Source organism: Salipaludibacillus aurantiacus (assembly GCF_900111295.1).
Classification (GTDB): domain Bacteria; phylum Bacillota; class Bacilli; order Bacillales; family Salisediminibacteriaceae; genus Salipaludibacillus; species Salipaludibacillus aurantiacus.
Genome location: NZ_FOGT01000021.1, coordinates 69070 through 83433, shown reverse-complemented (window position 1 = coordinate 83433; position 14364 = coordinate 69070). Strand labels below are relative to the sequence as shown.

Here is a 14364-nt window from a genome sequence, read left to right as displayed (position 1 = left end):
AGGGAAGCTTCCTTCTAGGGAGGTGAGATTGTAGCAATTCTGAGAATTAGCTAGGAAAAGGTATTAGGTGTCCGAAATTAGGGGGTCGGACCGAATGTGCAACAAATAATTGCCGGAACGCCTCAATAAGCAGCAAAGTGCCCGAAATAAACAGCCGAGTCCCTCACATACCCATATAGAGCCACCCCGGCGGCGAGGGCACCCGCGTATCACTTGATGTCAGAGTGACAACTATTTAACATAATGAATTGGCAGAAGAGCAATAATCCTCCAGTTGGAATGGTATAATACAGGTAGAAATATAAATGGGGTGTTCCCGATGTTAAAGAGTACGAGACTGAGGCATGCCAACCGGTTTCGGCAAATTATTAACGCACTGATCCGAAACGGATTTGGTTTATTTGTGCAGAAAATCGGTCTGATGGATGAGGTGCCTGGACCGCGAAAATGGTGGACGAAACAGGACCAGCGGGTGAAATCAAGGGAAGAACGGATACGAATTCTGCTTGAAGAACTCGGTCCCACGTTTGTGAAGCTTGGACAGATTGCGAGCACGCGGAATGATATTTTTCCCCAGCCGCTCATAAAAGAACTGGAGAAGCTGCAGGACCATGTAACTCCTTTTTCCTATGAAGAAGTGGAAGTGGTCTTTGAGGCCGAGATGGGAGAGACGGTGACCGATTTTTTCGCCGAATTTGATAAAAAGCCGCTCGCGTCAGCTTCTATCGGCCAGGTACATAAAGCAAAAATGAAAGACGGCAAGGATGTGGCGGTAAAAGTCCAGCGTCCGGGCATTCAGCGGGTGATTGAAGCTGACCTCGATATTCTCCATGAACTTGCGGCGCTGGCTGACCGCCATATTGACGGGGCGGAACATTACCGCTTGCCAACGCTTGTAAAAGAGTTTACAAAGATGATCCGCCGCGAGCTCGATTATACAATTGAAGGACGTAACGCGGACCGGATCCGCAAACAGACAGAGAGCTCCAGGAACCTCTATATTCCTGAGGTGGACTGGACGTGCACGACACGGAAAATTATGACGATGGAGCTCATTGAGGGGAAAAACGTCAGCCAGATGGATACGGCCGAGTTAAGTAAAAAACGCAGGAAGCTGATCGCCGAGACGATTGCCCATTCTATATGCCGGCAAATATTCATTGACGGGTTTTACCACGCGGACCCTCATCCTGGAAATGTGTACGTCATGAAAGAGGACGTGGTGGCGTTACTCGACTTCGGGATGGTCGGGCGCCTCACTCCTGAACTGCGGGGATCTCTGGCCTCTCTTGTGATTGGCATTCTTCGTCAGAACACAGATGATATCGTCAAATCTCTCAGCAAACTCGGCGACGGGCCGATTGATCTGGACGTGCAGGGTCTGAAAAAAGATGTGGATGAATTTCTCCATTTGTATTTAAACGTGCCGCTTCATGAGATCCAATTCGGGGAAGTAATTAATGATCTGCTGGCACTCATCGGAACGTATGATATTGACGTGCCGCATGACGTCACGTTGGTTGCAAAATCGCTCGTCACGGTAGAAGCGGTAGTGAGCGAACTCGATCAGGATTTGAGCATCATTGAAGTGGTGGAGCCTCTCGGTGATGAGCTTATACGGGAATTCATGAACCCTGAATACATTTTTCGGCGCATGAGGACGTATGCGATGGAGTATGTCGATATTCTGAGGGAACTGCCGGATACTCTAAAAAAATCGATGACGTTAATTGAACGGGGGCGCCTTCGGCACGACATTAACATTCCTGACGCTGAACGGCTCAGTTTGAGAATCGCTCGGATCGGAAATCAGCTCACACTCAGCATTCTCCTTCTCGCCGTAGCTCTTGTCCTTGGCGCGCTTATACTCGGGATTACAATCGGCGGTACAGAAACGACAGGCTGGATGGCGCTGCCGATCCTCGAACTCGGGTTCATTGTTTTCATCGTCCTGTTTATGTGGCTGATGCTGTCAATTTTACGGACGAGGAAGAGATAAAGTTTACTAAGAGGTTTTCCCAAAAGTCTAACTTTTGAGGACACCTCTTTTTTGTGTGGGCCGGCGGATAAGGCCGCTCGGTCAGTGATGAAGCAGTCGAATGGGTGATAAGTGAGTAGATTATTTTATTAAAAATTTTAAATATAAGCACATCCATGCCTTTACGGGTGAAATTTCGAAACGCAAAATAATTTAATTCTGACTCAATTACATGCCTTTGGGAGAATCTGTTATTGGATTATACTTGTGGAACCGAAACCTGCATTCACAAGAGTTATAAAATATTTACCTTTTATTTACAAATTAAGCGCAAATTTTACAATAATTATTAATGACTAACTATAAAAGTTACAGATTATTTGACCGGGTTACTTTTATAAAGCTGCTTTTATCCTCTGGATGCGTGCCTTTATCCCTGTTTATTAATATAAAGACCTTCGAATCACCAATGAAAAATATTTCTTTGTAACTATTTTCCAATTTTAACACTGTCTACATATTGTTTTAACAGGAATTTAAAAGCCTTCTGCTACATTGGTTAAAGAAGATGTCCTGCCCTTCACGCAACCATACTTTAAGGAGGCAAAATCATGTCAAAAAACTTAAACAGAAGAGAGTTTTTGAAAGTGGGAAGTATGAGTACCTTGGCTTTAACGTTAGGAGCAACAGGCGTTTTTTCTCTAGCCGGACAAACAGGTATTGCAGCGGCTCGACCAGCAGGTAATCCGGTAAGCGGGTTTGGCGGTTACGGGTCTCTTGTTAAAGATCCTAATGGGATTCTTGATTTGCCCCGTGGTTTTCAGTATAAAATTATTTCGAAAACGGGCGAAATAATGCCAAATGGCGATTTAGTTCCTGGTCTTCCAGATGGAATGGCGGCTTTTCAGGGACCGAAAAATTCGACTGTATTAGTGCGAAATCATGAACTCCGTACGAATCATGACTTCCCTGTCAACGGGAAAAACCCTTGGAGCAAGGGAGCAGCAGGAGGAACCACGGCACTAGTAGTGACACCTGACAGAAAAGTAGTTGAAGAATACGTTACAAATTCAGGGAATATCCGGAATTGTGCAGGAGGGCCGACGACATGGGGGACATGGCTGACCTGTGAAGAAACACGAGAGATGGGGCATGGCTTTGTCTTTGAAGTCGATCCCTCTGATCCGGAAAATGAGATGTCGAAAACCCCGATCCGCGATATGGGGTACTTCTCGCATGAAGCATGTAGCGTGGATCCTTCGACCGGAATCTGGTACTTAACAGAAGATAACAGCCCAAGTTTCCTTTACCGTTTCACACCGCATGACCGGAGCCAAAAGCTTGGTTCCCTTCATAAAGGAGGGGTATTGGAAGCTGCTGCCATTGATGAGCTGACTCATAATTCTGCCAGCCACTTTACTCCAGGGCAGAAAATCGGCATTGTCTGGAAGGAAGTGAAACCGGAACGGGCAAAAGAGGATGCAAGAGACCTCGGCTGTATCCAATTTACAAGGCTCGAAGGCTCATGGTTTGGGGGAGGAGCCTTCTGGTTTGATGACACCAATGCACAGACAGTTTCAGCTCCCGGAAGATATGGCCGTATTTACCGGTACTTCCCTTCGACCAATACGCTCGAGTTATTCTATGAATCTTCTTCATCAAATGACTTGCATGCTCCGGATAATATTACAATTACCCCGTGGGGTGATTTGTGGATTGCAGAAGACGGAAATCCAAATGGAGACAGAATTATCGGCCTGACTCCGGAAGGGAATGTTTATCCGTTTGGTCAAAATGTCTTTAATGACTCAGAGTTTGCAGGGCCTGTATTTGCCCCTGATGGTAAAACACTTTTCATAAATATTCAGAGTCCCGGAATAACCTTTGCCATTTGGGGTCCGTTTGCCCGCAGAAATTCCGCCCGGCAGACGGCTATGAGTCATGCGGCTCCACCTCCGGGATTTGCTCCACACATTTCTGACAAGCTTATAGGCTATGCGGAAGAACATGGTATGTCACCTCTAGCAGCAGCGGCCTTGGAAAGGCATGGGGTAACGATTTAAGGAATTAACTAAGTGTTCTGAGAGGAGGGGGGGATGATATGCTCCAAAACATAGGTATACCAGGTCTTATGCTCATCTTGGTTATTGCTTTAATTATTTTTGGCCCTTCGAAATTGCCTGAAGTCGGCAGGGCTTTTGGAAGTACATTAAAAGAATTCAAGAAAGCTGCCAATGAGGTGGTAAACGGAGACAATGACAAAATAGATAGTAAGGAAGATCACTCCGTTTCAGAAGCGGCAGAAGAGCAGTCAAATAATACAGCAGGTTGATTAATAATGGCTGAATATACTGAGGGCTGTTTTGGGTGCAGTGGATTTATCCGCTGCACTTTTCTATTACTCAATAAAAGAAAATAAGTAACATTGAATAATAAAAACCAACACTACCAATGCTTAATTTAATAACCTCGCTTTAATTCTCACCGCCATCTGTAGCTTTTAAAAACAGGGAAACATCCAGGTCATTTTAGTGTTACTTGTTCTTCTACTTCAGAAATAATCGACTCAATCATTTTTTCGTCTTTTTTCTTATAAGCATTTAAGAGCTTATCGTCAGCTAATGTGTTTAATAACACTTTTTTAATTTCTGCTGGCACATTAGCTTCGAGAATTTGCTGGCGCAAGCCGCCGATGGTTTCCAGAAAAGGCTCATAGTCCGCACTAAATAATTGCTGAAGCTGGACAATTATTTTTTTTGACACTATAGGGCTGGCTCCGGAGGTAGATACACTTATTTTAAGGGGGCCGCGCTCCATAACTGCAGGAAAGAAAAAGTTACTGTGCTTTTGATTATCAGCAATATTATATAAAGGAACATGGTGTTTTGCTTCATTGTATATGTCCAAATTGATTTGGCTGTTGTCGGAAGCCGCGACTACGAAAAAAGCTCCCTTTGTATCTCCTTGTTTAAAAGCGCGTTTTAGAAAGTGGAAATTATGTTGTAACTCGGCTGTATCAGGGTGTAACTCAGGACTTATGACCGTTATTTCAGCTTTGCACGCCACTAATTTCCTTATTTTCCTCGCAGCCACTTTACCGCCGCCGACCACCAGACACGGCTGTCCATCGAAACGAATCATACCTGGTATAAAATCAGACATACCGGTTCACCTGCTCTTGAAGCCAGTCATTCACAAGGTGGTGGGGGAGGTATGTTTCGCCGCTATAGACGTGGGGGAACCCGTTAAATTTTTCAGGGATTTTTTTGGACGTGTAATAACCTTCACTTAAAAATACCGGCACAGCTATGATTTGTTCCGCATGCTTTTCTGTTAATTTACTTGCTGAGTCTTCAATAGTGTCTGGAAGAATAGTAGCAAATGAAGCTGAAGGAAACCCAAAGTATTTTTGTAACTGAGTACACATACTCATTAATGTTTTTTCCCATATGGGCTGAAAGGAGGGTCGGTTACTGCCATGAGCGACGAGCAATAATGTTTCCTGAGATGGATGATTGGATAGAGAAGAAATTCGATCCTTTAACAGATCTAAAATGTGTGGATTATCATCCATCGGTTCACCCCAGAGGATCCGGGCATTTGACTCAATTCGTTCAAGATGGGTATCCAATTCCGTATTGTCCAGTACGCCAAGAGCATATTGTATCTCCTCCAGGTGGGTACTGCCGGAGCAAACAAAATATGGAATAACATAAATCTCATCAACCCCGTCATCTTCAAGGCTTTTTACCCCTTCAGCAATGCCTTTGCCTTCTACAAGTTCCAGGTAACCAATGGCAACAGGAGCATGAGTCTTCAATTTAGTGACACTGCTTTCGATAAGTTCCACCCATTTTTGATTGCGGGAACCGTGAGCAATGACAAGTATGCCTTTTTTTAATGTGTCAGTCATCTTGTATCACCTTCTTATTTAACCTGAGCTAAGGGGAAATTTTCGTGTTCTTTCTCCTCAAACCAGGCCAGTTTTTCTCTTAACTTTACCACCTCTCCTACGACAATGACAGCAGGGGACTTGAATTCAGCCCGCTCTACATCTTCGGCAATGGTTGTGAGAGTACCAGTTAATGTTTCCTGCTTACTGGTAGTCCCCCAGCGGACGAGTGCCACAGGGGTGTCAGGAGATCGTCCGTGTTTCATAAGCTCCTCTTGGATCATGCGGATGTTTCCAACTCCCATATAAAAAACCAGCGTGTCAACGGATGTTGCAAGCTTTTCCCACTCTATATCGGGACGGTCTGCGTCTGTGCGTCTATGACCGGTAATGAAGGCACAAGATGAACTGAAGTCGCGATGAGTCAACGGAATACCCGCAAATAAAGGCGCTGCCATGCCAGAGGTAATACCCGGTATCATTTCAAATGAAATGTTTTTTTCTGCACAGCGGGAAGCTTCTTCCCCAACTCTCCCAAAAATCGCAGGGTCGCCTCCTTTTAAACGCACCACTGTTTTGCCTTTAAGCGCATGCTTAACGAGAATGTCGTTAATCTGATCTTGAGGAATGATATGACGGTCAGGCAATTTCCCGCAATAGATCAGTTCAACGAGCGGTTTGGCATAGTCAAGAAGATCTTTATTTACCAGTCTGTCGTAAACAATCACGTCCGCTTGTTTTAGAGCATTGGCTCCCTTAATGGTCATTAATTCCGGGTCTCCAGGACCAGCGCCAACAAATATTACTTTACCGTTATGAGTCATTGTAGACCACTCCTTCTATTGGATTAAAATGAGTTATACTGAAACAATCGCTGCTTCTTTAATCCACTGCTTCATAGGTTGTCTCTCCCGGAGTTTGTACGGTTGAAGATTTTTCTACTAATGGTACTACAGCAACTGCCGTTCGTTTAAACTCCGGCATCTTACAGACGGGATCAAGCCGTGGCTGTGTAACCCGGTTAACTGACTGGGAATCTCCCCAATGAAATGGAGCAAAAAGTGTATCTTTCCTGATAGCAGTTGTAAAACTCGCCCTAATAATGACTGTTCCTTTCGACGATTTAAGCTCTACCAGTTCATTATCTTCAATTCTGTAACACGCCGCTGTATCCGGATGGATATGGAGTAATGGTTCTTTGTCGCGCTTTAACAAATCAGGACTTCTCCGAGTCTGGACGCCTGTTAAATAATGAGACATAAGTCTGCCTGTTGTGAGTAATAGCGGATACTCTTCGTTTGTCATAGCCTCACTCAATGCTTTTTCCAACTCCAGAGGAGAGAAGACTGCTCTTCCATCTGCATGAGCGAATTCAGAGTCAAATAATCTTTGTGTACCTGGATGCTGTTCGTCAGGGCAGGGCCAGCAAACCGTTTCATGTGATAAACGGTCATAAGAAATGCCGTAATAGTCAGCCTTTGCACCTTTTGAAGCAACTCTTAATTCTTCAAAAATAGCTTGCGCAGAAGAGAAGCTGAATGCATTGCCAGCTCCGAGATACTTGGCAAGGTCACATAAAATCTCCCAATCATGTTTAATAGTCTTTGGTACTGGTTTTGCGGCTTTTCTTAGCGTGACGCGTCCTTCCATATTTGTCATTGTGCCTTCATTTTCTAAATAGGAGGAAACTGGAAGCACCAAATCTGCCATTCGAGCTGTTTCGGAAAGAAACATATCAGCTACCACTAAATAATCCAGCTGCCTGAGGGCATGTTCCGTGTAAACGCCATTAGGATTGGATACTGCCGGGTTAGACCCCATAACAAACAAGCCTTTAATCTCACCTTGGGCCATCTTTTCTATCATTTCGTAGGCTGAGACACCTTTACCAGGCAAATCGCACTCGTCGATTCCCCATAGATCAGATATGATTTTTCTGTCTTTATACTCTTCAATTGAGCGGTAACCGGGAAGCTGATCGGCTTTTTGACCGTGCTCTCTGCCGCCTTGACCGTTTCCTTGGCCTGTAATGGAGCCAAAGCCGTTTCCGTATCTGCCTATTTTTCCTGTAGCAAGAACGAGATTAATAAATTGGCCCACGGCATAAGAGCCATTAGCGTGCTGTTCCACGCCTCTTGCTGTTAAGACAAATCCATTTGGAGCGTCGCCATATTTTCTGGCAGCGGTTTTTAAGTCTTCAATCGATACCTCTGTGACATCCGATACACGTTGTAGGCTTATAGACGTGAGGTCCTCGGCTAATTGTGTATAACCGTTAGTTCGTGAAGCTATAAACTCACTGTCTGTGAAACCTTCATCTATCAAAATTTTGAGTAATCCGTGTGCCAACATTGCATCAGTACCAGGTTTTGGTTTTAAATGCAAATCGGCAAGCTTGGTTGTAGCTGTCTCTCTTGGATCACTAACGATAATAAAGGCACCGTTCTTTTTGGCCTGGCGGAAATAAGGAACAATTGTCGGCTGACAATCGGCAATATTTGTACCGGCCAGAATGATGCAATCCGCATCAGGGATTTCCTGCAGACTGTTTGACAATCCCCGGTCAATTCCAAAGGCGGCATTTGAAGCAGCAGCAGCGGCACTCATACAGAACCGTCCATTATAGTCGATGTGTTTTGTTTTCAATGCAACTCTTGCGAACTTACCTAATAAATACGTTACTTCATTTGTGAGGGAACCACCGCCGTAAACACCGATCGAATCTTTGCCATAAAAGTGCTGAATAGACTGAAACTGTTTAGCGATATATTCACACGCCAGTTCCCACGGAACAGGGACGAATTCTCCATCTATTTTCAGAAGAGGATGAGTAATGCGTTCATCGTTATACACATGCTGATGAGCATTGGCTCCTTTAATGCACATTCGGCCGCCGGAAGTAGGGTTACCTTTATCCGGCTTTGCTTTAAATCGTTTATTTGTAAACACTGTATCTTCTATTAAATCCATCGTACACTGAACACTGCAATAGGGGCATTGAGAAGGCATGACTTTCTCAGTGCCTTCTTTGAGCTGTTTAGTACGGAAATGTTTCAGAAATTCATCCATTTGTCGTCACCACCTTTGAATACATAATCTGCAGATAATCAGAGTGAAGTGGTTATCGGACGGCTCGTTTACAATGTGATGTAGACGACATTGTCAACCACTTCAGTATGGTAGGTTTTTACACAGCCATCATCCGGTTTTTGAACCTCTCCGCTGTCTAAATCAATTTTCCGGTCGTGTAAGGGACAAAAAACATAGTCTCCGCTGACCATCCCTTCTGAAAGAGGCCCCTGTTTGTGGGGACATTTATTTTCTACAGCTTTAACGGTGTCATTTGCTAATCTGAACAAAGCAATTTCATGTTCGCTAATAACTATTTTTTTCCCTACCTGAAGAGGTAACTCATTCAGCGGACATATTTTAACGTGCTGTTTAGAGAGTGTTTGTTTCATCATCGTTTCGCCTCCTGTTTAGTTGTCACTCACTGTAATAGCTTTTTCTTCAAAAAGGTCATGTTTCTTTTTATAGTCGCTAATAATTTCTTGCCAAGGTTCTTTTAAGTTTGCCAGGGCAGTATTCATTCTTTCAATAAGCTCAATTCTTGCTTGTGTGTCTTCAAGGACAATGGCCTTCACGTGTTCCAGCCCTACTCTCTCAAGCCAATGAGAGGTTCTTTCAAGGTATCGTGCTGTTTCACGGTAATACTGCAAATAGGCTGCAATTGTTTCCAGTACTTCCTCGTCTGATGACACAGAGCAGAGAAGCTCAGCTGCTCTAAGTGAGGACCCGCCATTACCGCCGACATAGATTTCCCAAGCTCCTTCAACTCCGATGACGCCAACATCTTTAATACTTGATTCTGCACAGTTTCTTGGACAGGCAGAGACGCCCATTTTGACTTTGTGAGGGGTGTTAAGTTTTTCAAAATTTTTCTCAATGGCAATTCCAAGACCAATGGAATCTTGCGTGCCAAATCGGCAAAAATCTTCTCCTACACACGTTTTGACTGTTCGAACAGCTTTTCCGTATGCATAGCCTGACGGCATATCAAGATCTTTCCAAACGTTTGGAACGTCTTCTTTCTTTATACCGAGAAGATCAATCCGTTGCCCGCCTGTTAATTTGAGGAGAGGAACCTCATATTTATCAGCGACATCAGCAATTTTTCGCAAATCTTTCGCATTGGTGACACCGCCATACATTCGCGGAACAACGGAATACGTCCCGTCTTTTTGAATATTGGCATGCATCCGTTCGTTAACGAAACGTGATTCTTTTTCGTCTTCATAATCAGCAGGGTGGACCATGCCGAGATAGTAGTTTATGGCTGGACGGCATTTAGAACATCCTTCTTCTTCCTGCCATCCAAGAACATTCATGACTTCCCGAGTATGGGAGAGACCTTTAGTCCGTATTTCAGATACCACTTCTTCATGGGTCAACGTTGTGCAAGAGCATACAGATTCTTTTTCGCAGGCTGAATCGTAGTCATCCCCGAGTGTATGCTCAAGAAGCTCTCCAACTAAACCTTTACAGGTCCCGCATGACCTGGAGGCATTCGTACAGTCTCTTACTTGTGCCACTGACGTAAGCTTATCGTTTTGTATAGCTGAAACAATATCGCCTTTGGATACACCGTTACATCCGCAAATGGTTTCACTGTCACTCATATCAGCGACTGTGCTGGCAGAGTTACCGTCATTGGTTTGGAGGATATTAACCTGACTCATATCTGACACATCTGTCTCGTTATTAATCATATTTAACAGGTTTCGGCTTTCAGAGGTGTCTCCAAATAAGACCGCCCCGACAATTTTGTTGTCCCGAATGACAATTTTCTTGTAAATCTTTTCAAAGTCATCCTGAATGCGAACAGCACGGACAGTGGGATCGTCCACAAATTCTCCTGCAGAGAAGACGTCGACGCCGCTTACCTTCAGTTTTGTAGATAGAATGGAACCTTCATAGCCTTTGCCGGCGTCTTTTTCACAGATTCTTTTAGCAAGAGCCTTACCTTGTTCGTAAAGGGGCGCTACAAGTCCATAAACCATTTCTCTATGCTCAGCACATTCTCCCACTGTATACACATCAGGTGCACTGGTTTCCATATAATCATTCACTACGATGCCCCGGTTCGTTTCAATACCGGAGTCAGCAGCCATGCCTACATTTGGCTTGATGCCTACAGCCATGACCACCAGATCGGCTTTAACAGGTTTACCGTTTCTAAACGTTACTTTTTTAACTCTTCCAGAACCTAAAATAGCCTCCGTCTGATGATTCATAAGAAAATTCATCCCTTGAATCTCCAGTTCTGCCTTCAGCATGGTAGAGGCAGTCACATCCAGCTGTCGTTCCATAAGATGATCCATAATATGAACCACGTCTACATCCATACCGAGATTTAATAAGCCCCGTGCAGCTTCCAGTCCGAGAAGGCCCCCTCCAATGACGACTGCTTTCTTATATTTTTCTGATGACTGAATCATCGTTTCACAGTCTTTAATATCCCTAAAAGCAATCACGCCTTCTTTATCAGCGCCGGGGAGGGGAAGCATGAAAGGATTCGAACCAGTTGCAATGATTAAATCGTCATAAGCCATTGATTTACCTTTGTCCGTTTGAATGGTTTTCTTTTCAGTTTGAATGCCAGTGACAGTTTCGCCAGTATAGAGGGTGATGTTATTTTTTTTATACCATTCATATGAGTTGAGCACGATGTCGTCAATTGTGGTGTCACCCTGAAGCACCGAGGAAAGCATGAGTCTATTGTAGTTAGGATGACATTCCCTCCCGAAAACGGTGATCTCAAACCGGTCCGGGGCTTCCTTCAGTATTTCTTCAAGACACCTGACACCTGCCATCCCGTTTCCTATTAGAATAAGTTTTCTTTTAGTCATGATTAGTCCTCCTTTATTTTTGTAAGTTATTTCATAAGAAAAGTCGGAATTATCCTTTCAAACGATAATCGTTCCCTGAAGCCGCCCGTTTTAGTTCAAATTCCGGTTCGTTTGACACTGCATTTGCCATATCCACTGACGATTCATAATAGTCTTCTGCAAAGGCATTTTCCGGTTCTTCAAGCCAGAGATAACACATAACGAAACTAATTAAAGCACCTCCTGCAAGAACAAAGAAAAATGTTTGAGGCGTCACAAATGTGTAAAGTGTTAAATAAAGAGTCGATCCTACATTGCCATAAGCTCCTGCCATACCAGCCACTTGTCCTGTCAACCGTTTTTTGATCATTGGAATGATAGCAAAGGTTGCTCCTTCAGCACCCTGCACAAATACTGATGTGAGAATGGTAACTGTAATTGCAAGAATAAGAGGCCAGCTTGAATCGATAAATCCCATCAATCCCAGACCGGCAGTGATGCCGATCATATATATGAGCATAGTGTTTTTGCGGCTGTCCATCCGGTCAGATAATATGCCGCCCAACGGTCTTGCCACAAGATTAATAATCGCAAAAGAGGCAGCGATGATCCCAGCCGTTGTGGGCGATAGTGAAAAAGTTAACTGAAAGAACATTGGCAGCATTGAGACGATTGCCAGCTCTGCCCCGAAATTTGCAAAGTACGTACTGTTGAGAGCTGCCACATTTTTAAATTCATATTTATCATCTTCTGGTACCCCTCTTTTGAGAATGGGGATATTAACCTGAAGAATTTTGTAGATTTGATAGATGATCGTTAAACCGATGACGACATACGTGACATGGAGAACGGTGTGTGAGATAAATCCCAATCCTGCAAGTCTCCATGCTAATACGGCTAAAGCGCCACCGAGAGGGACGGTCCAAATAATAAGAAGTATTAAATCTTTCCATGAGCTGACTTCCATAGCTCCTGACTTTTTAGGTTTAATATATGCTTTTCCTTCAGGTGTATCTCTGACTGCAATAAAGTAAATAATCCCGTAAACGATACATATAACACCTGTTAACGCGACGGCATAACGCCACCCCTCATCCCCACCGAACATGGTAAGAGCTAACCACGGCAACAACATAGCTCCTGCGGCAGAACCGAAATTTCCCCAGCCTCCGTAAATACCTTCAGCGAATCCTACATCTTTAGGAGGGAACCATTCAGATACCATTCGAATTCCGACCACAAAGCTTGCTCCGATACTGCTTAACAAAAGTCTTGAAACCATTAATTGTGTCCAGGAATCACCAAATGCGAACATAAACGTGGGAATAGACATGGTGATCAAGAGTCCTGAGTAAACGATTCTTGGTCCGAATCGGTCTAGAAGCATTCCGATTACAATTCGTGCGGGAATCGTCAAGGCTACATTTATAATAGCCAGAGCAGCGAGGTGTTCATTTGTTAGCCAGCTGCTTGATTCCATCATAGTGGTGGCCAAAGGGGCCATATTAAACCAGGTGAAAAAGGAAACAAAAAAAGCGATCCAGGTTAAATGCAGTACCTTCATTTGTTCATTCTTGAATTTAAAAACATCGCTCACCTTCAAACCGGCATCTCTCCTTATAAGTTTTTTTGTTAACAGATAAACAATCTACAATATTTTCTTTTATTCAGTATTTTCTGATAAATTAAATTAGGGTAAATACCGACTTTGAAGTATGGAACATAGTATAACAGTGCTTACAACTCCTGGAAGGATTATTGTCAGAGAATATAACAATAATAATTAATATAAAAAACATCATTAAATTGTAAATGGTTTATGATTACTTATGTTTCAGAGCTTTTAAAAACACTTTGACAATTTTTTATGGTAACGTTTTAATGAATATGTGAATACTATTTTTTTTTATTCATGAAAAAGGAGGGTTCTAATTGCCGCGAAAAGGATTTAATGATACTGAAGCAGCAAGGATTAAGGAAGACCTGATTCATGCGGGCAGAGAGAGGTTTGGAAAATTAGGATTAAAAAAAACTAGCATAAACGACCTTACGGAAGCAGCGGGCATTGCTCAAGGAACGTTTTATAAGTTCTTTGATTCAAAGGAATTACTTTATTTCAAAATTTTAAAGCAGGAAGAAGAGGCTGTCAGAGAAATGTTGTTTGCTGATTTTCAATCTGTGACAAAAATGACACCACTTCAATTTGCAAGAATATTATCAAAGGCTTTATTCCTTATAGAACAGATGCCAGTCCTGACACGTGTAATGAGAACAGAGGAATTTGATTTGCTGACTCGGAAACTTCCCGCAAATTTGCTGACAGAATATGAAGAGGAGGACCCGCTTAATTTTTCATCTTTATTCAATCACTGGCAATTACAGGGGCAGATGGATAAATCCTTGTCGGTTGATGTCATGAATGGGGTCATTAAATTAGTCTTTCAACTGTCATTGCATCATCAAGATGCAGGAGAAGAAGTGTTTGAGGAAAGTTTAACGTTTATCATCGACTCAGTTTCCGAAAAAATGTTTAAAGAAGGTAAAGGGAAGAAATAGCTATTAGTTATATCCTTATAAAGTGCAAACCGGGTTGAGCGTTTTTATGT

11 protein-coding genes are annotated in these 14364 nt (G+C 43.3%); 4 read left to right on the top strand and 7 right to left on the bottom strand.

Features of this window, described 5'->3' with window-relative positions; translation table 11 throughout:
* Positions 1–319: 319 nt before the first annotated feature.
* The 3 genes from BMW59_RS19115 (at position 320) to BMW59_RS19105 (ending at position 4310) form a co-directional block, all read left to right on the top strand.
* Positions 320–1999 (top strand): ABC1 kinase family protein, encoded by a 1680-nt coding sequence (locus BMW59_RS19115; protein ID WP_093055520.1) that lies wholly within the window; start codon positions 320–322, stop codon positions 1997–1999.
* Positions 2000–2589: 590 nt separating this feature from the next.
* A complete protein-coding gene (locus BMW59_RS19110) occupies positions 2590–4041 on the top strand; it encodes an alkaline phosphatase PhoX (protein ID WP_177174441.1) in 1452 nt (483 codons plus the stop codon).
* A gap of 38 nt (positions 4042–4079) precedes the next feature.
* Entirely contained in the window at positions 4080–4310 is a 231-nt protein-coding gene (locus tag BMW59_RS19105; RefSeq protein ID WP_093055518.1) for a twin-arginine translocase TatA/TatE family subunit, read from the top strand.
* Positions 4311–4501: 191 nt separating this feature from the next.
* Here the strand turns inward: BMW59_RS19105 and BMW59_RS19100 are convergent, their stop codons facing one another.
* The 7 genes from BMW59_RS19100 to BMW59_RS19070 all read right to left on the bottom strand — a co-directional run bounded on the left by BMW59_RS19100 (position 4502) and on the right by BMW59_RS19070 (position 13355).
* Positions 4502–5140 carry a precorrin-2 dehydrogenase/sirohydrochlorin ferrochelatase family protein gene (locus BMW59_RS19100; RefSeq protein ID WP_093055516.1) on the bottom strand — a complete coding sequence of 213 codons (639 nt, stop codon included), beginning with the start codon at positions 5138–5140 and terminating at the stop codon, positions 4502–4504.
* Positions 5133–5891 carry a sirohydrochlorin chelatase gene (locus BMW59_RS19095; RefSeq protein ID WP_093055514.1) on the bottom strand — a complete coding sequence of 253 codons (759 nt, stop codon included), beginning with the start codon at positions 5889–5891 and terminating at the stop codon, positions 5133–5135. The genes BMW59_RS19100 and BMW59_RS19095 overlap by 8 nt, the downstream gene beginning before the upstream one ends.
* Positions 5892–5905: 14 nt before the next feature.
* Positions 5906–6694, bottom strand: coding sequence for a uroporphyrinogen-III C-methyltransferase (cobA, locus tag BMW59_RS19090; protein WP_093055512.1), 789 nt, complete (start codon positions 6692–6694; stop codon positions 5906–5908).
* 58 nt (positions 6695–6752) lie between these two features.
* The gene (gene nasC / locus BMW59_RS19085; RefSeq protein WP_093055510.1) at positions 6753–8939 is read right to left on the bottom strand and encodes an assimilatory nitrate reductase catalytic subunit NasC; all 2187 of its coding nucleotides are present in this window, start codon (positions 8937–8939) and stop codon (positions 6753–6755) included.
* Positions 8940–9007: 68 nt separating this feature from the next.
* Positions 9008–9331, bottom strand: a complete 324-nt coding sequence (gene nirD / locus BMW59_RS19080; protein WP_093055530.1) for a nitrite reductase small subunit NirD — start codon at positions 9329–9331, stop codon at positions 9008–9010.
* A gap of 18 nt (positions 9332–9349) precedes the next feature.
* Entirely contained in the window at positions 9350–11779 is a 2430-nt protein-coding gene (gene nirB, locus BMW59_RS19075) for a nitrite reductase large subunit NirB (RefSeq protein ID WP_093055508.1), read from the bottom strand.
* A 49-nt stretch (positions 11780–11828) separates the two neighbouring features.
* Complete coding sequence (locus BMW59_RS19070; RefSeq protein ID WP_342740504.1) at positions 11829–13355, bottom strand: NarK family nitrate/nitrite MFS transporter; 1527 nt, start codon at positions 13353–13355, stop codon at positions 11829–11831.
* 335 nt (positions 13356–13690) lie between these two features.
* Here BMW59_RS19070 and BMW59_RS19065 point away from each other — a divergent pair, with 335 nt between their 5' ends.
* Positions 13691–14314 carry a TetR/AcrR family transcriptional regulator gene (locus tag BMW59_RS19065; RefSeq protein WP_093055504.1) on the top strand — a complete coding sequence of 208 codons (624 nt, stop codon included), beginning with the start codon at positions 13691–13693 and terminating at the stop codon, positions 14312–14314.
* Positions 14315–14364: the final 50 nt, after the last annotated feature.

Coding starts and splice junctions, on each gene's coding strand:
- BMW59_RS19115 (WP_093055520.1), top strand. CDS start 320: ATGTTAAAGAGTACGAGACTGAGGCATGCCAACCGGTTTCGGCAAATT.
- BMW59_RS19110 (WP_177174441.1), top strand. CDS start 2,590: ATGTCAAAAAACTTAAACAGAAGAGAGTTTTTGAAAGTGGGAAGTATG.
- BMW59_RS19105 (WP_093055518.1), top strand. CDS start 4,080: ATGCTCCAAAACATAGGTATACCAGGTCTTATGCTCATCTTGGTTATT.
- BMW59_RS19100 (WP_093055516.1), bottom strand. CDS start 5,140: ATGTCTGATTTTATACCAGGTATGATTCGTTTCGATGGACAGCCGTGT.
- BMW59_RS19095 (WP_093055514.1), bottom strand. CDS start 5,891: ATGACTGACACATTAAAAAAAGGCATACTTGTCATTGCTCACGGTTCC.
- cobA (WP_093055512.1), bottom strand. CDS start 6,694: ATGACTCATAACGGTAAAGTAATATTTGTTGGCGCTGGTCCTGGAGAC.
- nasC (WP_093055510.1), bottom strand. CDS start 8,939: ATGGATGAATTTCTGAAACATTTCCGTACTAAACAGCTCAAAGAAGGC.
- nirD (WP_093055530.1), bottom strand. CDS start 9,331: ATGAAACAAACACTCTCTAAACAGCACGTTAAAATATGTCCGCTGAAT.
- nirB (WP_093055508.1), bottom strand. CDS start 11,779: ATGACTAAAAGAAAACTTATTCTAATAGGAAACGGGATGGCAGGTGTC.